General features: G+C 63.4%; 25 protein-coding genes and 1 pseudogene. 17 read left to right on the top strand and 9 right to left on the bottom strand.

Annotated features, from left to right (window positions below; genetic code table 11):
• Nucleotides 1-19: 19 nt before the first annotated feature.
• The 4 genes from ruvA to JQK88_RS28320 all read right to left on the bottom strand — a co-directional run bounded on the left by ruvA (nt 20) and on the right by JQK88_RS28320 (nt 2,533).
• Nucleotides 20-640, bottom strand: coding sequence for a Holliday junction branch migration protein RuvA (gene ruvA / locus JQK88_RS28335; RefSeq protein ID WP_203280180.1), 621 nt, complete (start codon nt 638-640; stop codon nt 20-22).
• Between the two features lie 13 nt (nt 641-653).
• Complete coding sequence (gene ruvC / locus JQK88_RS28330) at nt 654-1,166, bottom strand: crossover junction endodeoxyribonuclease RuvC (protein WP_112559670.1); 513 nt, start codon at nt 1,164-1,166, stop codon at nt 654-656.
• 68 nt (nt 1,167-1,234) lie between these two features.
• Nucleotides 1,235-1,765, bottom strand: coding sequence for a protease adaptor protein RcdA (gene rcdA, locus JQK88_RS28325; protein WP_192258715.1), 531 nt, complete (start codon nt 1,763-1,765; stop codon nt 1,235-1,237).
• A 378-nt stretch (nt 1,766-2,143) separates the two neighbouring features.
• Nucleotides 2,144-2,533: a hypothetical protein gene (locus JQK88_RS28320; protein WP_203280159.1), complete on the bottom strand. Its 390-nt coding sequence runs from the start codon at nt 2,531-2,533 to the stop codon at nt 2,144-2,146.
• Nucleotides 2,534-2,836: 303 nt separating this feature from the next.
• Between JQK88_RS28320 and JQK88_RS28315 the strand changes: the two genes are divergently transcribed.
• Complete coding sequence (locus tag JQK88_RS28315; RefSeq protein ID WP_203280158.1) at nt 2,837-3,388, top strand: DUF2269 family protein; 552 nt, start codon at nt 2,837-2,839, stop codon at nt 3,386-3,388.
• 43 nt (nt 3,389-3,431) lie between these two features.
• On the opposite strand, the pseudogene JQK88_RS28310 reads toward JQK88_RS28315, so the two are convergent.
• Nucleotides 3,432-3,944 (bottom strand): annotated as a pseudogene (locus JQK88_RS28310) (sulfite exporter TauE/SafE family protein).
• A 172-nt stretch (nt 3,945-4,116) separates the two neighbouring features.
• Here JQK88_RS28310 and JQK88_RS28305 point away from each other — a divergent pair.
• Complete coding sequence (locus JQK88_RS28305) at nt 4,117-4,575, top strand: GNAT family N-acetyltransferase (RefSeq protein ID WP_203280157.1); 459 nt, start codon at nt 4,117-4,119, stop codon at nt 4,573-4,575.
• On the opposite strand, the gene JQK88_RS28300 is transcribed toward JQK88_RS28305, so the two are convergent.
• On the bottom strand, nt 4,572-5,015 hold the full coding sequence (locus JQK88_RS28300; protein WP_203280156.1) for an Lrp/AsnC family transcriptional regulator: 444 nt from the start codon (nt 5,013-5,015) through the stop codon (nt 4,572-4,574). The two genes, JQK88_RS28305 and JQK88_RS28300, sit on opposite strands and share 4 nt — an antisense overlap.
• A 133-nt stretch (nt 5,016-5,148) precedes the next feature.
• Between JQK88_RS28300 and JQK88_RS28295 the strand changes: the two genes are divergently transcribed.
• The 9 genes from JQK88_RS28295 to JQK88_RS28255 all read left to right on the top strand — a co-directional run bounded on the left by JQK88_RS28295 (nt 5,149) and on the right by JQK88_RS28255 (nt 13,185).
• The gene (locus JQK88_RS28295; RefSeq protein ID WP_203280155.1) at nt 5,149-6,060 is read left to right on the top strand and encodes a DMT family transporter; all 912 of its coding nucleotides are present in this window, start codon (nt 5,149-5,151) and stop codon (nt 6,058-6,060) included.
• Nucleotides 6,061-6,202: 142 nt separating this feature from the next.
• Complete coding sequence (locus JQK88_RS28290) at nt 6,203-6,850, top strand: thiamine phosphate synthase (protein ID WP_203280154.1); 648 nt, start codon at nt 6,203-6,205, stop codon at nt 6,848-6,850.
• 61 nt (nt 6,851-6,911) lie between these two features.
• Complete coding sequence (locus JQK88_RS28285; RefSeq protein WP_246750079.1) at nt 6,912-7,991, top strand: tetratricopeptide repeat protein; 1,080 nt, start codon at nt 6,912-6,914, stop codon at nt 7,989-7,991.
• A gap of 105 nt (nt 7,992-8,096) precedes the next feature.
• Nucleotides 8,097-8,663, top strand: coding sequence for an elongation factor P (efp, locus tag JQK88_RS28280; protein ID WP_112559678.1), 567 nt, complete (start codon nt 8,097-8,099; stop codon nt 8,661-8,663).
• Nucleotides 8,664-8,693: 30 nt separating this feature from the next.
• Nucleotides 8,694-9,494 carry an inositol monophosphatase family protein gene (locus JQK88_RS28275; RefSeq protein ID WP_203280152.1) on the top strand — a complete coding sequence of 267 codons (801 nt, stop codon included), beginning with the start codon at nt 8,694-8,696 and terminating at the stop codon, nt 9,492-9,494.
• Between the two features lie 86 nt (nt 9,495-9,580).
• Nucleotides 9,581-10,276 (top strand): PAQR family membrane homeostasis protein TrhA, encoded by a 696-nt coding sequence (gene trhA, locus JQK88_RS28270; protein ID WP_192258722.1) that lies wholly within the window; start codon nt 9,581-9,583, stop codon nt 10,274-10,276.
• Nucleotides 10,277-10,458: 182 nt separating this feature from the next.
• Complete coding sequence (locus JQK88_RS28265; RefSeq protein ID WP_192258723.1) at nt 10,459-11,484, top strand: MotA/TolQ/ExbB proton channel family protein; 1,026 nt, start codon at nt 10,459-10,461, stop codon at nt 11,482-11,484.
• A 1-nt stretch (nt 11,485) separates the two neighbouring features.
• On the top strand, nt 11,486-12,517 hold the full coding sequence (locus JQK88_RS28260; RefSeq protein ID WP_192258724.1) for a peptidoglycan -binding protein: 1,032 nt from the start codon (nt 11,486-11,488) through the stop codon (nt 12,515-12,517).
• Nucleotides 12,518-12,756: 239 nt separating this feature from the next.
• Nucleotides 12,757-13,185, top strand: coding sequence for a hypothetical protein (locus JQK88_RS28255; protein ID WP_192258725.1), 429 nt, complete (start codon nt 12,757-12,759; stop codon nt 13,183-13,185).
• Nucleotides 13,186-13,269: 84 nt separating this feature from the next.
• On the opposite strand, the gene JQK88_RS28250 is transcribed toward JQK88_RS28255, so the two are convergent.
• Nucleotides 13,270-13,623, bottom strand: coding sequence for a DUF1304 domain-containing protein (locus JQK88_RS28250; RefSeq protein WP_192258726.1), 354 nt, complete (start codon nt 13,621-13,623; stop codon nt 13,270-13,272).
• Between the two features lie 162 nt (nt 13,624-13,785).
• Between JQK88_RS28250 and JQK88_RS28245 the strand changes: the two genes are divergently transcribed.
• A complete protein-coding gene (locus JQK88_RS28245; protein ID WP_192258727.1) occupies nt 13,786-15,270 on the top strand; it encodes a carboxypeptidase M32 in 1,485 nt (494 codons plus the stop codon).
• Entirely contained in the window at nt 15,267-15,467 is a 201-nt protein-coding gene (locus JQK88_RS28240; protein ID WP_192258728.1) for a hypothetical protein, read from the top strand. Before JQK88_RS28245 ends, JQK88_RS28240 begins: the two co-directional genes overlap by 4 nt.
• A gap of 21 nt (nt 15,468-15,488) precedes the next feature.
• Here the strand turns inward: JQK88_RS28240 and JQK88_RS28235 are convergent, their stop codons facing one another.
• A complete protein-coding gene (locus JQK88_RS28235) occupies nt 15,489-17,291 on the bottom strand; it encodes an ABC transporter transmembrane domain-containing protein (RefSeq protein ID WP_192258729.1) in 1,803 nt (600 codons plus the stop codon).
• A gap of 205 nt (nt 17,292-17,496) precedes the next feature.
• On the opposite strand from JQK88_RS28235, the gene rpmE reads away from it, so the two are divergent.
• Together rpmE and JQK88_RS28225 are read left to right on the top strand one after the other, a co-directional pair.
• Nucleotides 17,497-17,718: a 50S ribosomal protein L31 gene (rpmE, locus tag JQK88_RS28230; protein ID WP_112559687.1), complete on the top strand. Its 222-nt coding sequence runs from the start codon at nt 17,497-17,499 to the stop codon at nt 17,716-17,718.
• Nucleotides 17,719-17,822: 104 nt separating this feature from the next.
• Complete coding sequence (locus JQK88_RS28225) at nt 17,823-18,323, top strand: hypothetical protein (protein ID WP_203280151.1); 501 nt, start codon at nt 17,823-17,825, stop codon at nt 18,321-18,323.
• Between the two features lie 5 nt (nt 18,324-18,328).
• Here the strand turns inward: JQK88_RS28225 and JQK88_RS28220 are convergent, their stop codons facing one another.
• Nucleotides 18,329-18,970 carry a TetR/AcrR family transcriptional regulator gene (locus JQK88_RS28220; protein WP_203280150.1) on the bottom strand — a complete coding sequence of 214 codons (642 nt, stop codon included), beginning with the start codon at nt 18,968-18,970 and terminating at the stop codon, nt 18,329-18,331.
• Between the two features lie 116 nt (nt 18,971-19,086).
• Between JQK88_RS28220 and JQK88_RS28215 the strand changes: the two genes are divergently transcribed.
• Both JQK88_RS28215 and JQK88_RS28210 read left to right on the top strand, forming a co-directional pair.
• On the top strand, nt 19,087-19,914 hold the full coding sequence (locus tag JQK88_RS28215; RefSeq protein ID WP_203280149.1) for an NAD(P)H-binding protein: 828 nt from the start codon (nt 19,087-19,089) through the stop codon (nt 19,912-19,914).
• Nucleotide 19,915: 1 nt separating this feature from the next.
• A complete protein-coding gene (locus JQK88_RS28210) occupies nt 19,916-20,392 on the top strand; it encodes an anthrone oxygenase family protein (protein ID WP_192258733.1) in 477 nt (158 codons plus the stop codon).
• Nucleotides 20,393-20,609 lie beyond the last annotated feature (217 nt).

The following is a 20,609-nucleotide window of genomic DNA, read 5'->3' as shown; positions in this document are numbered from 1 at the left end:
GGAGGGGGCAAGCAACCGCTCACCGCGCCAGTTCCTTCAACCCGAAACGAATGAGCTTCGAGGCATCCGCATCCTCGCCGGCGGTCTTCAGCGCCGCCGCCACGGCATTGGCTGCTGTGTCGCGCGAATAGCCGAGATTGACCAGCGCCGAGACGGCGTCGGTGATCGGCGCCGGCGCGACACCCTCGCCGAGTTCCTGCTTCAGGCCGATCGTGCCGGAGGCGGTTCCAGCATAGGCCGGCGCCTTGTTCTTCAATTCGGTGACGATGCGCTCGGCCACCTTCTTGCCAACGCCGGGCGCGCGGCTGACCATGGCGATGTCGCGCAGTGCGATCGCGTTGGCGAGGTCGGCCGGCGCCAATGTCGACAGGATCGCCAGCGCCACCTTGGCGCCGACGCCCTGCACATTGGTCATCAAGAGCCGGAACCATTCACGCTCCAGCACCGACTGGAAACCATAGAGCCGAATCATGTCCTCGCGCACATAGGTTTCGATGAACAGCACCACCGCTTCGCCCGGCGAAGGCAGCGAGGCCAGCGTGCGCGCCGAGCAATAAGCGACATAGCCGACGCCATGCACGTCGACGAGGCAGAAATCCTCGTCGATCTCGTCCAGCGTGCCCTTGAGCTTGCCTATCATGCTCAATAGCCTTTCATGATGCCAACGCCGCCATCCTGTAGGCGACGCTTTGCCGGTGATGCGCGTGGCAGATGGCGATGGCCAGTGCGTCGGCAGCATGTTCGGTGTCGAAAGTGGCTTTCGGCAACAGCACCTTCACCATCATGTGGATCTGCTTCTTGTCGCCATGGCCAACGCCGATCACCGCCTTTTTGACGGCATTGGGGGCATATTCGGCGACGACAAGGCCGGCGCGCGCCGGCACCAGCATGGCGATGCCACGCGCCTGACCGAGCTTCAGCGTCGCCACTGCATCCTTGTTGACGAAGGTTTGCTCGACGGCCGCCTCCTGCGGCATGGCAGCGTGCAGGATCTCGGCCAGCCCGTCATGCAACTGACAAAGCCGTGTCGCAAGCGCCGCCTTGTCGTCGGATCGCACGGTGCCGGAGCCGACGAAGCGCAGCGAATTGCCGAGGCTTTCGACGATGCCCCAGCCGGTGCGCCTGAGCCCCGGGTCGATACCGATGATGCGAATCGCTTCCCCCATCCGCCAAGTTTACCTCCGGCGGACAGCGATGCCAGCGAAATGTGAACAAACCGGAAACGGGAGGCGTTTTAACCCCGGGCGAAAGCCGTGTTGAGCAGCGTGATCTGGTCGGAAACCGGATTGACGCGGCGGACGGCGGACGGCGTCTCGGTAAACGCGCCGCCATAGATCTCCTCGTCCATGCGGCGCACCAAAGCCTGGAGGCGCAGCGAGCGTGTGACGAGATCGAGGAAATCCTTCGGCAGTTCGTTCCAGCCGGCCGCCTCGTCATGCGCCGACGCGGTGTCGAGGCGAACCTTGGATTTTTCCGAAGCAACCTGGTCGCGGGTCATCTCGCCGGAGTTTGCCGCCCGCTGCAAAAGCAGCCAGGAGGCAACCTGCATCAGCCTGGTGGTCAGCCGCATCGATTCGGCCGCATAGAGCGTCGCCGCCAGCCTGGACAACTTTTTGGCCTCGGCCCGGCCCTTGCCGTCGAGATATTCGGCTGCTTGCTCAACCAGGCCCATGCCTTCCTGGTAAAGCGGTTTGAAGGATTGGGAGAAAACCCGGCGTTCCGCCAGTTTGATGGTTTTCGCGATGCCCTTCGAAGGCTCGTTCATCGATACGCCCCTGCACTACCCCGTCGGCTGATTCGGCTTCTTCGCCGTCACGCCGGCACCCTAGATGACTGAAGCTTGAAAATGCGCTTCGCCGCCGTTGAAGGCAAGCACATGTTTAACAAACGGTTAACGCCGGCGGATGGGCGCGAGGCAGCCCAAAATGCGGACAAAAAAAGAGCCGCGGATAAGGCGGCTCTCAGGAGTTTAACAGGGAGGCGTCAAACGAAGTGGCTCCAACCACTCGGTAAGAATCCAGATAACTGGATGGACATAGTAAACACGTGTAAAGCTTAATGAACCCTTAACGGAGCGGATATTTCTTGATCGACCGCTGCCGTTCTGTGCCGTATCAGCACAACGGCCCTCAGAACCTGATCGTCAGCTTGCTCCAGCCTTCTTCCAGATCGCCGGCAAGGAAATGAAGGCGAACAACAGCATTCCCGCATAAAAACCGATCGAGGAAGAGGCCAGTACCGGCTCGATCTCCGGATGGCCCGCAAGTTCAAAATAGAGCCCGATCATCAGCGCGATGCCGCTGACTGCCGTCAGCCAGAAATGGATGACGGCAATCGTCTTTTGCCCGATGGCCGGGAACAAATGATAGAAGAGAGCGAACACCGCCGACATCAGCCAGCCCGCCACCATGGTGTGTGCGTGGGTCGGCATCTGCCCATGGTCATTGGTGATCGCCATATGCAGGCCCAAAGCCATGCCGCACAGCGCGTAGATGACGGCCAGGGTGAAGAAATTTCGTGCTACGCCTTGCATGGGATGCCCTCGTTGATTGCCGCAGACTTGGTCCGATCGCGCGCGGCCAGAATGGAACGTCGGTCGCGAGCGGCTTAATCTCGGGACGTTTCAGGATCATGCCGCAGAACCTGTCCTCTTTTGCCATGACAGCCGCCCGTCGCCGCGGCTTGCGACCAAAATGAATGATTAAACCGCGGTAACAGACTGGCGCGCCGACGCGACATCGTTCCGAAACACGCGTTGCGTTAAACGCCCGCTCCTCACACCGTCGCGCACAAATCCGTGCCGCCGCAACCCACCGGAACTGCCCAGGAGCAACCTATGGACTGGTATTCGATCGTCAAATTCCTCCACGTCGCCACAGCCATTTTGTGGGTCGGAGGTGGGTTCGTGCTGTTCCTGCTCGGCATGCTTGCCGAGCGCGCCGGCAACATCGAGGAAAAGCTGCAGGCGATCCGTGCCAGCGGACAACTGGGCGGCAGGTTTTTCGCACCGATGTCGATGCTGACGCTGATCTTCGGCCTGATCATGTGCAGCTTCTGGGTGGGATTCGCAGATTTGTGGATTGTCATCGGTCTCGTCGGCTATGCCACGACCTTTTCGATCGGCATGTTCGTCTTCAAACCAATCGGCGAGCGCATGGGAGCGGTGATCGCCAAGGAGGGAATGTCACCTGCTGTCCTTGCCATGGGCCAGCGCATGATGAGCGTGGCACGCTTCGACTATGCAGTGATGCTGGTCGTGGTCGCGGACATGGTGCTCAAACCGACCGAGCACGACATCGGCATTCTCGCCGGCATGATTTTGGTCGTCATCGCCGGCGCCGCACTGGCCTTTGGCGGCAGTCGCCGTCTCGTGCCGAGCGCTGTCTAACACCGAGAATATGTGGGCGACCGTACGGCCGCCTCGCGCTGCTTTACAGCAGGCCGGCGATCCCGTCCCACAGCAGCTTGACCGCGACCACGGCCACGGTCGCGTAGGTGAAGGGATAAAAGATCTCCGGCCGCATGCGCCGTACCAGCCAGGCGCCGGCAATGGTGGCCAGCGGTGCCGCGGCATCAGCACGGCGGACGCCGTCAGATTGGCGGTGTCGAACTGGCCGAGCGCGAAATAGGGGATCAGTTTCAGCGCGTTCGTGGCGGCAAAGAAAATCGCCGATGTCCCCGACAGCACTTTCGGATCGAGCCGGATCGGCAGCGCATAGACCTGGAAGGGCGGGCCGCCGACATGGGCGACGAAGCTGGTGAAGCCAGCGACACAGGATCGGCAGCAGGATGACGGCCGCCTGCACCGGCGGCATGGCCAGCGCCATCAAAGGCACGCCGACAAAGCCGACAGCGCCGCCAAAGCCGCTTTTCGACAGGCCGACAAGGATCACCGCCGGCATGGCGGCGGCATAGAACCACGGATCGGCGAGCAGACCTGACATGAAGTGAGGGAGGCTGGAGGGAAGACTGGCCCTGCAATAGCCCAGAAACCCGTGCACCGCGACCATGAAAATGCCGGCTGTGGCGATCAATTGTGCGTAAGGCACCGGCGTCGGATTTGCGGCACGATTGCCGTCGATGCATAAGGCACCGTCCCCGCATGAGGTTTCGAGAATGAGCGAAGTCCAGATCCGCCGCGCCGAGGAAATTGACCTGCCGGCCATCGTCGCCATGCTTGCGGACGATCCGCTCGGCCGCAGCCGCGAAGACGCAAGCGAACCGCTGGCCAAAGCCTATCGCGACGCCTTTGCGGCTGTGAACGCCGACCCCAACCTGTTTCTGGCCGTGATGACGGACGGCGGCCACGTCATCGGCACGCTGCAGATCAGCTATCTTGCCGGCCTGTCGCTGCAGGGCGCCTGGCGCGGCCAGATCGAGGCTGTCCGCGTCGCCGCCGACCGGCGCGGTGAAAGGCTGGGACAGCGCCTGCTGGAATGGGCGGTCGAACAATGCCGCGCACGCGGCTGCAAAATTGTCCAGCTGACCACCAACAAGAGCCGCCACGACGCGCACCGCTTCTATGACCGGCTCGGCTTCAAGGCCAGCCACATCGGCTACAAGCTGGAACTCTAAGCATTCCCCATCGGCGGCGGGCGGCGCCGGATCGGCTGCGCCTTGATGATGGCGGTGCTGGTTTCGGCCTTGTCGGCGATGCGGTCGAGCAGCTTGTCGAGCTCGCTCATCGAACGCACATAAAGTCGCGCCACGAAACAATCGTCGCCGGTGACCTTGTCGCATTCACCGAACTCGGGGATCTCCTCAATCAGCTGCTGGACGATATGCAACTTGCCCGGCAATGGCCGGATACGCACGATCGCCTGCAGCGGATAGCCCAGCGCCTCCGGGTCGATCTCGACAGTGAAGGCGCGGATGACGCCGCGCTCCTCGAGCCGCCGCAGCCGCTCGGACACGCTGGGCGACGACAGCCCGACCTGCTGCGCCAGTTCCTTCAATGAAGCCCGGGAATCCTTGACCAGGATGTCGAGAAGCTTTCTGTCCAGATCGTCCAGCATTTCATTCCCTCGCAAAAGGCGAAGATCGCCTTATTAAATTAGGGTACGCCCACATATCACCTTTTATAAATCATATAAACCCTCAGGATTGCATGAGATTATCCAGCCTCAAACAGATATCAGAGGTATTGTCATGGACAGCACGGTGCGCGGCACGATCGAGATGACGGCGGCGATGACAATCATTGGCACGATCGGCTGGTTCGTCGTCATGTCGGACCAGCCCGTCATGGACGTGGTGTTCTGGCGCTGCGCCTTCGGTGCGGTGGCGCTGCTCATCACCTGTGCAGCACTTGGGCTGCTGCGCGGCAGGCTGACATTGCGCATTCTTGCCATCGCCGCGCTCGGCGGCGCGGCCATCGTCATCAATTGGCTGTTGCTGTTCAGCGCCTTCTCCCGCGCCTCGATCTCGATCGCCACGGCAGTCTACAACACCCAACCGTTCATGCTGGTCGGTTTCGGCGCGCTGTTCTTCGGCGAGCGACTGACCCTGACCAAGCTGACCTGGCTCGGCATCGCCTTCGCCGGCATGCTGTTGATCGTGCAGACAGGGCCCGATGCCGGTTCCGGCATCGTCGGCACCGATTATGTCACCGGCATCGTCATGGCGCTTGGCGCGGCCTTCTTCTGGGCCGTCGCGGCCATCGTCGCCAAAAAGCTGAAGGGGACCCCACCGCATCTGATCGCGCTGATCCAGGTCTGCGTCGGCGTCGTCATGCTGGCGCCCTTTGCCAACCTCTCCCATTTGCCCGCCGACACGTGGAGCTGGGCCATGCTGGTGACGCTTGGCGTCGTCCACACCGGCCTGGTGTACATATTGATGTATGGCGCCATCCAGAAACTGCCGACACACCTGCAGGGATCGCTGTCTTTCATCTACCCGGTCGTGGCGATCCTGGTCGATGTCATTGCGTTCGGCCACCGGCTGCATCCGGCCCAGCTCGTCGGCGCCGCCGCCATCCTGATCGCGGCAGCCGGCATGAACCTCGGCTGGACATTGTGGAAAGCCAAACCGCCGGTCGAAAGCCCGCAAGCCGTCAAATGAGACGCAGACCGGCCGCTCGCCGGTGATCGTAAACCAAGCCATCGCATCGATCCTCGCCCGCCTGTTCAAGGCGGGCGCTTTGCTCTATGCCGCATTGCAACCATCTTCGCCCGGCATAGGCGAAATCCCGGATCGAAAGCCAATGAACGACGCAACACCCCCCAACCGCTGCCGCATCGTGCTGATCGCGCCCAAGGACGCGCCGGCCGAGCGCATTGCGGCGGCCTTTGAGGGCGGCGACGTCGCTTCGCTGATCCTGCCTGAAAACGGCATGGACGAGGCTGCCTTCCAGGCCTTTGCCGAACAGATCGTGCCTGTGGCGCAGGCCGCCGGTATCGCCGTCATCATCGCTGGCGACACCCGCATTGCCGGCCGCGTCCAGGCCGACGGCATTCATGTCGAGGTCTCCAAGGACGCACTCGCCGAGACCATCGAGCACTTCGAGGGAAAGATGATGGTCGGCGCCGGCGGCGCCAAGACCCGCGACGACGCGCTGGAACTCGGCGAGACCAGGCCCGATTACATCTTCTTCGGCCGCTTCGGCTACGACAACAAGCCGGAGCCGCATCCGCGCAATCTGTCACTCGGCCGCTGGTGGGCCGACATGATCCAGATCCCTTGCATCGTCATGGCCGGGTCGGACCTGGCCTCGGTTGAGGCAGTGGCGGACACCGGCGCCGAATTCGTGGCATTGTCCAGCGTTGTCTTCGCCGACGGCGCCGATCCGAAAGCGGCGATTGCTGCCGCCAATGCGCTGCTCGACGAAACCGCGCCGCGCTTCGAGGACTGACGTGCGCCGACCAGGACTTGCTATCGCGGTTTTCGTTGCGGCCTTGATGAGCGGGGCGGCGATGGCCGCGGAACCCATTCCGCTGCCGCAGCCCAGGCCCGATACGAGCGGACCCGATACCGGCACACCCGACATCAGCGCGCCGGATGCGAAGGCCCCCGATGCGGCTGCCGCAAAGGCCGGCGCCCCAAACACCGGCACCACGGGTTCTGGCGTTCATGTCGACAAGCCGATCGACACCCCGCTGCCGCAGCCCGCGACGACCGCGCCGCTGCCCTCGGCCGACGCCATCAATCCCGAGCGTTTCGGCGCCAAGCCGGCGGACCCGGCCTATGGCGCTTTCCAGCGCGGCCTCTACAAGACCGCCTACAATCTGGCGTTGGTACGGGCCCAGAATGGCGACCCGGCGGCGCAAACGCTGGTGGCCGAGATCCTGTCGCGCGGGCTGGGTGTGCCGCTCAACCCGGCGGAGGCCGCCAAATGGTATGCGCAGGCCGCCGAACAGGGGATTCCTGAATCGCAATTCCAGTACGCGCTGATGCTGCTCGACGGCCGCTACGTCAAGAAGGACGAGAAGGAAGCCTACGCCCTGATGCAGGCCGCCGCCGAAGCCGGCAATCGCCTGGCGCAGTTCAACTTCGCGCAGCTGCTGGTACAGCAGGATCCGGGCGATGCCGGCATCGCCAGGGCCGTGCCCTATTATGAGCGCGCCGCGGCGACCGGCCTTGCCGACGCGCAGTATGCGATGGCGCAGGTCTACGCCAATGGCGTCGGCGGCAAGCCGCACGACGATGCCCAGGCACGCCGCCTGCTGGCGCAGGCCGCAAGGCAGAACTACGACACCGCGCAGATCGATCTTGCCGCCTGGATGATCGAAGGCCGCGGTGGTGTTCGCGACCTGAAATCCGGCTTCAACTGGATGAAGCAGGCAGCGGAAGGCGGCAACGTCGCCGCCCAGAACCGTCTGGCAAAGCTTTACATGGGCGGTATCGGCACCGATCCCGACCTGATCCTGGCCGGGGCCTGGTACGTGGTCGCCCGCCGCGCCGGCCTTATCGATCCGGAGATGGACGATTTCCTGCAAGGGCTGACCGACGACCAGACCAAGCAGGCCTTGCAGAAGGCCAACCGCCTGCCCTGAGCGTGCCTTGCATCCCCCGCTCCCTTGCCTCTTCGGGTGTTTTGTGGTCTTGGGAGCCCGAAATCGCTTGTCCAGCGACCATCTCATTCCCGGATCAACATCATCATGGCCAAGATCAATGGCAACGAAATCCGTCCCGGCTATGTCATCGAGCACGATGGCGGCCTCTGGGTGGCGGTCAAGACCAACACCGTCAAGCCCGGCAAGGGCGGCGCCTACAACCAGGTCGAACTGAAGAACCTGATCAACGGCACCAAGCTCAACGAACGCTTCCGTTCGGCTGAGACCGTCGAGCAGATCCGGCTCGACCTGAAGGATTTTTCCTTCCTCTACGCACAGGACGACGCGCTGGTGTTCATGGACACCCAGAGCTACGAGCAGCTCGAGCTGGCGAAGGATTTCGTTGGCGATCGTGCCGCCTTCCTGCAGGACGGCATGATGGTGACGGTCCAGCTTTATGAGGACAGGCCGATCGGCATTTCGCTGCCCGACCAGGTGACGCTGACCATCACCGAGGCCGACCCGGTGGTGAAGGGCCAGACGGCGGCGTCTTCCTATAAGCCGGCGGTGCTGGAAAACGGCATTCGCGTGCTGGTGCCGCCATTCATCGGCGCCGGCGAACGCATCGTCGTCGACACCAACGAGCTCACCTACATGCGCCGCGCAGACTGATCTTAAGGCGCAGCAGCAGGAAGAAACACGATGGCACGCTCAGCACTTCTCAACGTCATGGTCCAGGCCGCCATGAAGGCCGGCCGCTCGCTGTCGCGCGACTTCGGCGAGGTGCAGAACCTGCAGGTGTCGATGAAGGGGCCGGGCGACTATGTCAGCCAGGCCGACCGCAAGGCCGAGGACATCCTGTTTGCCGAACTGTCGAAGGCGCGGCCGGGCTATGCCTTCCTGATGGAAGAGCGCGGCGCGGTCGAAGGCGACGACGACCAGCACCGCTGGATCGTCGACCCGCTCGACGGCACCACCAATTTCCTGCATGGCATTCCGATCTTTTCCATCTCGATCGCGCTGGAGCGCCAGGGTCAGCTCGTCGCCGCCGTCATCTACAATCCGGCGATGGACGAGCTCTACACCGCCGAGCGCGGCGGCGGCGCTTTCATGAACGATCGCCGGCTGCGCGTCGCCGGCCGTATCAAGCTCACCGACTGCGTGATCGGCTGCGGCATCCCGCATCTCGGCCACGGCCAGCACGGCAATTTCCTGGTCGAGCTGCGCAATGTGATGGCCGAGGTCTCCGGCGTGCGCCGCCTGGGTTCGGCCGCGCTCGATCTCGCCTACGTCGCCGCTGGCCGCATGGACGGCTTCTGGGAAACCGGCCTGTCGGCCTGGGACATCGCCGCCGGTCTGCTCTTGGTCCGCGAAGCTGGCGGCTTCGTCTCCGACATGGATGGCGGCCAGGACATGCTCAACGCCGGCTCGGTCGTTGCCGGCAACGAAGTGATCCAGCGCGCGCTGCTCAAGGCGGTGAAGAAGCCGATCTCGGCGCGCTGAAGCGCCGCAGTCGCAAAACCGCAACCAAAGCTTGAAATACTGCCCGGCGACCGCCCAGATAAAGGGGGGACGAAGGACCTTCGCGCATGCCGCCACTATCCCCGCCAGAAACGCCAATCGATATCCCCTTTGTCGGGCGCTGGCAGTATTCGCGTGCGGAGATGATCGCCGACGGCGTTGTGCACGCGGTCGGCATCGTGCTGGCGATAGCGGCGGGCTCGGCCTTGCTGGCGCTAGCCGCGTTCCATGCTGGTCCGGGCGAATACATCGCCGTCGCCTTCTATGTGGTATCGCTGCTGACCGTGCTATCGGTGTCGCTCACCTACAATCTGTGGCCGGTGACATCGCCGGCAAAATGGATCTTGCGGCGCTTCGACCATGCAGCGATCTACCTACTGATCGCCGCTACCTACACGCCCTTTCTGGCCCAGCTCGACGGCTCGCCGTTGGCGCTGCCGATGATTGTCCTTGTCTGGACCGCGGCTGTGACCGGTATCGCCATAAAAGTATTTCTGCCCGGTCGCTTCGACCGCCTGGCCATAGTCTTCTATCTCGCCATTGGCTGGAGCGGCATCGTTCTGGTCAAGCCGCTGGTCGCGACATTGCCGACAACGTCGATCGCGCTGATCGTCGCCGGCGGCATCGTCTATTCCTGCGGCGTCATCTTCTTCGCCTGGAAGGGGCTGCGCTTCCACAATGCCGTCTGGCATGGCTTCGTCATCACCGGTGCCGGGCTGCATCTTGCCGCCATGGTCGACTGCCTGGTTATCAACCGCCTCTGAAAGGCGGAGCGCGGCCCGATCTGTCGGGCGATATTGCCAAGCGCCATTCAATTTGGTCACAATTCCGTTTAGAGTCGCGAATTACGTGATCGGCGGCACTGGAGCAATTCCGGGAAAGTGTGAGCGGTTTCCCGTTCGGAATTGCGTCAAGGCAAATAAAGAGCATCGGAATCGGGGCACGGATGGCTTTTCTCAGATCTTTCGGCGTGGGCAGGCGCTCTGATGTCCTGATGTACGATCCGCACAAGCTGTCGAGCCCACAGGTCTTCCTCCTGACCATGGTCATCTTCCTGTTCATCGTCGCCTTCATCGCCGCCATCCTCACCCGCCAGATCTCCAGCGCCTTCACCACCAATCCGGGCCTCAACGGCCTTATCATCGGTGTGCTGGCGGTCGGCATCCTGCTGGCCTTCGCCCAGGTCGGACGGCTGTTTCGCGAAGTGCGCTGGGTCAATTCCTTCCGCGCCGGCTCCGAAACCACCGAACCGGTGCTGCTGGCGCCAATGAAGGCGATGATCGGCCGTTCATCGACCGTTGCCTTCTCGACCTCCTCGATGCGTACCATGCTGGATTCGATCGCCACCCGACTCGACGAAAGCCGCGACACCTCGCGCTACCTCGTCGGCCTGCTGGTGTTCCTCGGCCTGCTCGGCACCTTCTGGGGTCTTTTGAACACCATCGGCTCGATCCGCGAGACCATCGAATCGCTCGATCCCGGCACCGGCGACGCCGCCGCCGTGCTCGATTCGCTGAAACAGGGGCTGTCGGCGCCGCTGGCCGGCATGGGCACGGCCTTCTCGTCCTCGCTGTTCGGCCTTTCCGGTTCGCTGGTGCTCGGCTTCCTCGACCTGCAGGCCGGCCGCGCCCAGACCCGCTTCTACACCGAGCTTGAAAACTGGCTGTCCTCGGTCACCGATCTCTCCTCCGACATCGTCGTTGCCGATCCGGCCAAGAACGAACCTTCCGACGAGATCCGCCTTTTGTCGGAGCGGCTGCGCAGCATGCAGGAAAACGGCGGCGGCTCCAATCCGCGCGTCGCCACCGCCATGGCCAATCTCGCCGACGGCATTTCCGGCCTGGTCAAGAACATGCGCTCCGAGCAGCAGATCATGCGCGACTGGGTCGAAGCCCAGTCGGACGAGCAGAAGGCGATGCGCAACACGCTGGAAAAGATCGCCGACGCCCTGAAGAAGCCCGGAGTGCACTAGCATGGCGCTCGCCAGGGGCCGTCGCACCGACCGCCGCATCGATTATTGGCCGGGCTTCGTCGACGCACTGTCGACGCTGTTGCTCGCCATCATGTTCCTGCTCACCGTCTTCGTGCTGGCGCAGTTCCTGCTCGGCCGCGAACTCTCCGGCAAGGACACCGTGCTCTCGCGCCTCAACTCGCAGATCAACGAACTGACGCAGTTGCTGGCGCTGGAGCGCTCGACGGCGCAGGACAAGGATGATTCGCTGGCCAATCTGCAGGCCTCGCTGTCGGCGGCGGAAGCCGATAAGAGCCGGCTGGAGCAATTGCTGGCGCAAGGTGCGGGCGCCGGCGACGCCGCCAACCAGCGTGCGGCTCAACTGGGCGGCGAACTCGACAACCAGCGCCAGATCAGCCAGCAGGCGCTGAGCCAGGTCGAGATCCTCAACCAGCAGATAGCGGCGTTGCGCAAGCAGATCGGCGCGCTCGAGGACGCCCTCAACGTCTCTGAAACCCGCGACCGCGATTCCAACACCAAGATCGCCGATCTCGGCCGTCGGCTGAACGTCGCGCTGGCGCAGCGCGTGCAGGAACTGAACCGCTACCGCTCCGACTTCTTCGGCCGGTTGCGCGAAATCCTCGCCGACCGCGAGAACATCCGCATCGTCGGTGACCGCTTCGTCTTCCAGTCGGAAGTGCTGTTTCCGACCGGCTCCGAAGTGATCAACGATGCCGGCAAGGTCGAGATGAAGAAGCTCGCCGACGCCATCATCGAACTGCAAAAGGAAATTCCGCCGGAGATCAACTGGGTGCTGCGCGTCGACGGCCACACCGACAACAAGCCGCTGTCGGGCACCGGCCGCTATCGCGACAATTGGGAGTTGTCGACGGCGCGCTCGACGTCGGTGGTCAAGTTCCTGATCGAGAACGGCGTGCCCGCCAATCGGCTGGTCGCCGCCGGCTTCGGCGAATTTCAGCCGCTCGACCCCGCCGACACCGAAGAGGCCCGCAACAAGAACCGCCGCATTGAACTGAAGCTCACCGAACGGTGATTGTTGGTCACGCGAATTTGTTTGTCGGCTCAACTCTAGGGCGCAGGCCGACCTCGGCAAGGCCTGAAAACATTATCTTTTTTTAATTACACTTCACGTTTCCGGGCTCCTAATTTGCCGCGCAGGGCCGAGAACCGCCGGCGATGCCTCCCATCGCGACGCGACGGAACCCGACGGCCCGCGTCGGGAAGGCGGAGCGAAAGCGCTTACCCCTTCCAAAGCAGGAGGAGACGCACATCATGCGTTCTTTGAAGACTCTCAGGACTGCAGCCCTTACGACACTTCTGATCGCCGTTCCGTTCGCCGGCGCCTATGCCGCCGGACATCATCACAAGGGCGCCCTCGACGCCAGCGACCCGACCGACATGACCGGTCCGCGCGTGACCGGCCTGATCGAGCAGATACAGGGCGTCGACCAGGGCATCACTGATGCCAGGCAGGCCAACGCGATCACATCGGCCGAAGCGCATCGGCTACATCTGCGCGCGGCGCATATCAGCCAGGCCGCCGAACGGGTCGCCGGCTCGGATCATGGCCGGATCCCGGCCGCGCAATATCACGACCTGCTGCGCCGGCTCGACAATGTCGATCAAGCTCTGATGTCCGATACCGGTAGTGGCTTCATGATCGGTGACGGTTCCGACGGCGGCAATTATCCGAACGGCTGAGAACCCGCTGCGATATCCTCGGATATCCAAAGAATGAGGACAGGACAGTCTGACGCCCGCGGGATCTGGTCCGGGGGCGTCTTTTTACCAGCCGAGCAAGAGCGCGACGAGCGCAACCACCGCTGGCACGGTCTGGATATACAGGATCTTCCTGCTGGCGGTCGCCGCGCCATAGAGCCCGGCGATGGCGACGCAAAGCAGGAAGAACACCTTGATCTGGAATCCAGCCGCGCCGAGATAGAGGCCCCAGATCAGCCCGGCGGCAAGGAAGCCGTTGTAAAGCCCCTGATTGGCGGCCAGCACCTTCGATGCGCTGGCGAAGTCCGGCTTGAGGTTGAACGCCTTGTGGCCACGCGGCGTGTCCCACGCCACCATCTCCAGATAGACGATGTAGCAGTGGATCAGCGCCACCAGCCCGACCAGTATGTTGGCGATCATGTCTTTCTCCCCCAGGCGGCATCACGCCGTCTGCCATAGTGAGCACGCCCGCCACGGCGTGCAAGCTCGCGCCGCCTTGCCCCCATTAACCGACACTTGTGCAGGGTTGCCAAGCCTGGCGCATTGGTATCTTTTCCCGCCGTCCAAAACGCGGAACCTGCCATGTCCTTTCAGAAACTCGATGATCTCGGCCACAAGCTCGAAGCGCTGGAACATGCGCTCGCCATCCTCGGCGCCGACGAGGCGACCCATATGGCCGTCGGCGGCGGTGAGAAGCGCGCCGAAGCCATGTCTTCGCTTGCCGGCATGCTGCATGCCCGGGCGACGGCGCCGGAAATCGCCGACTGGCTCGCCGCCGCCGAACAAGAGGTGCTGAACGAGGAGCAGCAGGCGGCGGTCCGGGAATTGCGCCGGCAATACACCAACCTGACCTGCCTGCCGGTCGAGTTCGTCGAGCGCCAGACGGTGGCGCGCATGCGCTCCGAGCAGCTCTGGCGTGACCTGCGCGCCAAGAACGACTGGGCCGGTTTCCTGCCGGCACTCGAAGGTGTCATCGCGCTGGTCCGCGAGGAGGCCGCACTGCGCGCTGACGCGCTCGGCCTCGATCCCTACGACGCGCTGATGGAGCAATACGATCCCGGCAACCGCGCCGCCGACATTACGCCGGTCTTCACTGAGTTGAAGACGTTCCTGAAGTCCTTCGTGCCTGAGGCGCTGGCCGTGCAGGAAGCGCGGCTCGCCAGCCGCCCGCTGAAGCCGCTCTCGGGCAGCTATGCGATAGACCGGCAGCGCGAGCTTGGCCTGGCCATGATGGCGGCGGTCGGCTTCGACCTCACCCATGGCTCGCTGTCGGTGTCGCATCATCCCTTCTGCGGCGGCGTGCCGAGCGACGTGCGCATCACCACCCGCTACAAGACCTCGGATTTCCTGTCGGCACTGATGGGCGTGCTGCACGAGACCGGCCACGCGCTCTACGAACAGAACCTGCCGAAGGCCTGGGCGCACTGGCCGCTGGGCAAGGCGCGCGGCATGGCCGTGCACGAAAGCCAGAGCCTGTTCGTCGAAAAGCAGGTCGGCCGCAACCCCGAATTCTGGCGCTGGGCGCTGCCCGTGGTCGAAAAGCATCTCGGCGAAGCCTGGTCGCTCGACGACATCCTGCCGCATGTACACCGGGTCGAGCGCGGCCTGATCCGCGTCGACGCCGACGAGGTGACCTATCCGCTGCATGTCATCCTGCGCTACGAACTGGAGCAGGAGCTTGTCTCGGGGCGGCTGCAGGCGGCCGACCTGCCCGAGGCGTGGGACGCCAAGATGCGGGAGTATCTTGGCCTGTCGACCATAGACAATCCGGCCGACGGGCCGATGCAGGACGTCCATTGGCCAGGTGCGGCCTTCGGCTATTTCCCGTCCTATACGCTGGGCGCGATGATGGCGGCGCAGCAATGGGCGGCGCTGACCAGCGAGCATCCGTCCGCCGACGACGATCTGGCAAAAGGAAACTTCGAGGCCATAAATGGCTGGCGCCGCGACAAGATCTGGTCGCAGGGCTCACGCTGGTCAACGCCCGAACTGCTCGAACGCGCCACCGGCGAAAAACTGAATGCCGCGCATTTCACCCGCCACCTGCAGCAGCGATACGGGGCTTGAGCCATTTCAGCTGGCACGGCATCCAAAAACATAGGGCATTTACCTACGTCGATCCGCCGCCCGTCGAAGTGAAGGTCAGCGATCCAGACACGGAACGGCGACAGATCATCGCCAGCATGTTCCTGTTGACCTTGTTCGTCGGTGTCCCGGTATTCATCGCTGTCCGGCGTGGCCGGCGCCAGCCTGCCCGCGGCTGAACTCTATCTGCGCAGCAGCACCTACTCCGCGGCACCCCTGAACGCGCTGGCTCCGGTTTCGAACTGCAGCTTGGCCAGCCGCGCGTAGATACCGCCCTTGGCAACCAGGCTCTGATGCGTGCCTTCCTCGACGATGCGGCCGCCATCCATGACCAGGATGCGGTCGGCCTTCAGCACCGTTGCAAGACGGTGGGCGATGACGATGGTGGTGCGGCCCTGCATCAACCGTTCCAGAGCCGTCTGCACCAGTGTTTCGCTTTCGGCATCGAGCGCCGAGGTCGCCTCGTCGAGCAACAGGATCGGCGCGTCGCGTAGGATGGCCCGGGCGATCGCCACGCGCTGGCGCTGGCCGCCGGACAAGGTCACGCCGCGCTCGCCGACTTGGGCATCATAGCCCTTGTCGAGTTTGAGGATGAATTCGTCGGCCAGCGCGTCCCTGGCGGCCGTCTCGATCTCGGCATTCGTGGCGCCCGGCCGACCGAAGCCGATATTGTCGCGCGCGCTCGCCGCAAAAATGGTGACATCCTGCGGCACGATGGCGATGCGCTCCCGGACAGCAGCCGGATCGGCCTCGCGCACGTCGACGCCGTCGATGGCGATGCGGCCGGTCTCGGGATCGTAGAAGCGCAGGATCAGCGAAAACACAGTGCTTTTTCCGGCGCCCGAGGGCCCGACGATCGCCACCGTCTCGCCCGGCTTCACCTGGAAGCTCAAGCCGTGGACGGCGGCGCGGTCGGGCCGCGCCGGATAGGAGAAGGAGACGTCGTCGAAACTGATCGCGCCTTTCGCCTTGGCCGGCAGCGGCAATGGCTTGGCAGGCGCCAGGATCGCCGGCGTCTCGTCGAGGATCTCGGTCAGCCGTTCGGCCGCACCCGCCGCCTGGGAGAGCTCGCCCCACACTTCCGACAGCGCGCCGAGCGCGCCGGCGGCAAACACCGAATAGAGCAGGAACTGGCCGAGCGTGCCGGGCGACATCGTGCCGGCGAGCACGTCGCGTGAACCGAACCACAGCACCGCCACGACCGAGGAAAAGATCATGAAAATGGCAAAGAAGGTGAGGAAAGAGCGGGCGAAAATCGACGAGCGCGCCGCCTGGAACGCGGCTTCCACTGCGGCCGAGAACCGCCCGGTGACCAGCGTCTCGTTGGTGAAAGCCTGCAGCGTGCGCACCGCGCCGATCTGCTCGCTGGCATAGGCGGTCGCTTGCGCCAGCGTGTCCTGCGCCTGCCGCGACCGGCGCCGGACCGAGCGGCCGAAGGCGACCAGCGGCAGCACGATCACCGGAATGGCCGCGATGACCAGGCCGGACAGTTTCGGGCTGGTGACGACCATCATCGCCACCGCGCCGAGGCCGAGGATGACATTGCGCAGCGCCACCGAGGCGGTGGCGCCGACGGCTGATTTCACCTGCGTCGTATCGGCCGCGAGCCGCGAGACGATCTCACCCGACTGGGCGGTGTCGAAGAAGGACGGCGACAGCGTCGTGACATGCGAAAATACATCGCTGCGGATGTCGGCAACAACCCGCTCGCCGAGCGTGATGACGAAATAGTAGCGGCCAGCCGATGCCGCCGCCAGAATGGCTGCCATCGCCACCAAAGCGGCGAAGTACTCGGCGATGAACGAGGTGCCGGGCGCGCTGAAACCGTGATCGATCATGCGCCGCACGGCGAGCGGCAGCGCCAGTGTCGTCGCCGCCGCGATGGCCAGCGAGATGACGGCGCCGATGACCAGTTTGCGGTAGCGGCTGATGTAGGGAGAGAGGCGCCTGAGCGGCCCGAGCGAGCGTCTGCGCCCGTCTTGCTCGCCGCTGATGTCCGCCATGACCGTTTCCTCTGGCCGCTTCCCGGTGGGCGCTTTCAATATGCGCCCGCCACGGCCTTGTGATTCAATTCCGGCTGATGTATAGGCTCGCCGACCGTTTTAGAAGCCGTGGCTTTTCAATAGCTGCGGCTTCGAGTTTTAAAAAGGGGCGCATCGACGCAGGCCACGAGCCCGTCGGCAGCGCCACAAGCCAGGAAGCACGACAATGAAGGCCGACATCCATCCCGATTACCACACCATCAAGGTCGTCATGACCGATGGCACCGAATACATGACCCGTTCGACCTGGGGCAAGGAAGGCGATACGATGAACCTCGATATCGATCCGACCACGCACCCGGCCTGGACCGGCGGCCAGCAGACCCTGCTCGACCGCGGCGGCCGCCTGTCGAAGTTCAAGAAGCGCTTCGAAGGTTTCGGCCTCTAAGCCGTATCGGCTTTCGCAGATCAAAAACCCGCCCTTGTGGCGGGTTTTTTGTTGCCCTGACATCGTGTCAGTAGGAGGTTGGTCGGCAACATGAGGGCACACCATTGCTAGATATCAACGATGAACGATGGTCCAACCTCCAGGGCGGCTACAAGGTAGTCTACGACCCGAGACCGGCTCTGCGCGCATTGGCTCTTCGCTATGACGACAAATCGGTCTGGGACGAATTTTGGGAGGAATTGCACCATCAAGGGGATGTCGGAGACGCGTCCTACGCGGCGATTCCGGAAATCGTTCGCATTTCGACCGAACACGTTCCTGCAAACTGGGCAGCCTATGGTCTCGCCGCTGTAATCGAAGAAGCTCGACGGACTGATGAACGGAACCCGCCGATTCCGGACTGGATCGAACCGCACTATAACACCGCTTGGCGGACACTTTTTCATTTGGCGTTGCGGGATTTGGAAACCGAGACCGACGAGACGTTCCTAAGCCAGGCATTGGCAGTTGTTGCACTTCATCGCGGCATGCTCGGCCTAGCCCGCATGACGATGTGCACGGAGGATGAGCGTGAGGAGATGCTGAAAGCATATTGGGGAAGCTAGCCCCTCTACCCTTCCAATAACTCCCGTAGCGCCATGCGCTTGTAGGCGGCCACCAGCCTGTCGCCCTCCTGCCGGTCGACCGAGATCGCCAGCCGCACCGCGGCCTCGCCCATCTGCCAGACCAGAAACGCCGTCGTCTCCAGTGCTACCGGATCGGCGCCGGGTTGCAGCCGCTTCAGCACGGCGGTCAGGAATTCGGCATTGGCGCGGCTGTCGGCGAGTTCGAGCTCGCGCAGCGCCTTGTCGGCCTGGGTACCCGACCATATGTCGCGCATCACAGGTTCGGCCAGGAACAGCTGGTAGTAGATATCGACCAACTCCGAAAACGCCTGCCGCAGGCCTTCGGCGTCGGTGACATCCTTGAGTGCCGAGGAGATGCAGGCCTGGCTTTCGGCGGTGTAACGCTCGGCCAGCGCCCAGACGATCGCCCGCTTGTCGGGAAAGAACTGGTAGAGCGAACCGATCGACACCCCGGCCCGTTCCGCCACCTCGCCCATGCGCATGGCGTCGCTGCCTTGTTGGGCAATCAGCGCCGAGGCTGCGGCCAGCATCCGTTCGACCCGCTCGCGGCTGCGTTGCTGCGTCGGCGCCCGCCGCGGCGATGCGACCTGCTCCTGGGCAGATGCGGGCGCTGCTGTGTCTTCCATGACTGTCTCCGGTCTCGAGAAAATTGCCAACAACGGCTTGACTCGCAAAATACGAGGGTTTATCACGTTTTGCAAATGTGAGGATTACTCATATTTCAAACGGAGGAAAAACCACAATGACTGACACCAAACCAATCCTGATCCTCGGCGGCACCGGCAAGACCGGCCGTCGCCTCGCCGAGCGGCTGACCGTACAGGGCGTTCCCGTGCGCATCGGCTCGCGCTCGGGCAGCCCACGCTTCGACTGGGAGGTTCCGGCGACCTGGAAGCCGGCCCTGCAAGGCGTGCGTGCCGTCTACATCAGCTACTATCCCGACATCGCCGTGCCGGGCGCGGCCGAGACCGTTGAGGCCTTCGCCAGGCTTGCAGTGGCCAATGGCGTCACCCGGCTGGTGCTGCTCTCCGGGCGCGGCGAAACGGAAGCCCAGCGCGCCGAAGAGATGGTCAAAGCATCGGGCGCCGACTGGACGATCCTGCGCTGCGCCTGGTTTTCGCAGAACTTCAGCGAAGGCTTTCTCATCGAGTCCTTGCTCGAGGGCGAAGTTGCACTGCCGGTCGGCACTGTCGGCGAGCCCTTCGTCGATGCCGACGACATTGCCGACGCAGCCCTCGTCGCCCTGACAGAGCCGGGCCATGTCGGGCAGCTCTATGAGCTGACCGGGCCGCGTCTGCTGAGCTTCGCCGACGCGGTCGCCGAGATCGCCAAGGCGGCCGGTCGCGACATCCGCTATATCAAGGTCTCGCATGACGAGTTCACCGCCTCTGTCGCGGCGCATGACTTGCCGCCCGAATTCGCCTGGCTGCTCAACGAGCTGTTCACCGAAGTGCTCGACGGCCGCAACGAGACGCTGACCGATGGCGTCCAGCGTGTGCTCGGCCGTGCGCCGAAAGACTTTTCCGCTTACGCACATGAAACCGCCGCAACCGGCGTCTGGAGCAACTGAGATGATCAAGCTTCTTCCCACCCTCACCATTATTGCCGCAATCGGTTCGGGCGTCGTCGGCGGCGTGTTCTTCGCCTTTTCCAACTTCGTCATGGCGGCGCTTGCCCGGCTGCCCGTCCCTCAGGGCATTGCGGCGATGAATTCGATCAACATCACGGTGATCACCCCGACCTTCATGACGGCGCTGTTCGGCACCGGCCTGCTCTGCCTGGTGCTTATCGCCGCCGCCATCATGGGCTGGAGCCAGTCCGGCTCGTACTGGTTGCTTGCCGGCGCGGTGATCTATCTGATCGGCAACCCGATCGTGACCATGGTCTTCAATGTGCCGCTCAACGATGCGCTCGCCGCCGTCGACCCAGCCAGCGCCAATGGCGCCGCCGTGTGGGCGAACCATCTGAACCAATGGGTGATGTGGAACCACGTCCGCACCATCACCGCCATCGTGTCGATGGCCTGCTTCATCTTCGCGTTGCTATGAACGTCGTTAGATAAGGTAAGCTGTGTTGAGATTCAGGTCAGGCCGAGTCGAAAATGGCGGATACCGAGAACCGGAGCGGAGCGTACTCAAGTACGTGTTGGGGTGGACGGCCCCCGACGGCATCGTGATGTGCCAGAATGAGGTCGTTGCAGATCTCATCAAGGGAGACCGTCCGTGGATAAACTTATTCGCATTGGCATGGATACGTCAAAGAGCG

Origin of the sequence: Mesorhizobium caraganae (assembly GCF_016836705.1) — a bacterium.
In the GTDB taxonomy this organism is placed as follows: domain Bacteria; phylum Pseudomonadota; class Alphaproteobacteria; order Rhizobiales; family Rhizobiaceae; genus Mesorhizobium; species Mesorhizobium caraganae.
Note: the sequence above shows the minus strand (reverse complement) of the source record. Positions and strands in the feature narration are given on the sequence as shown.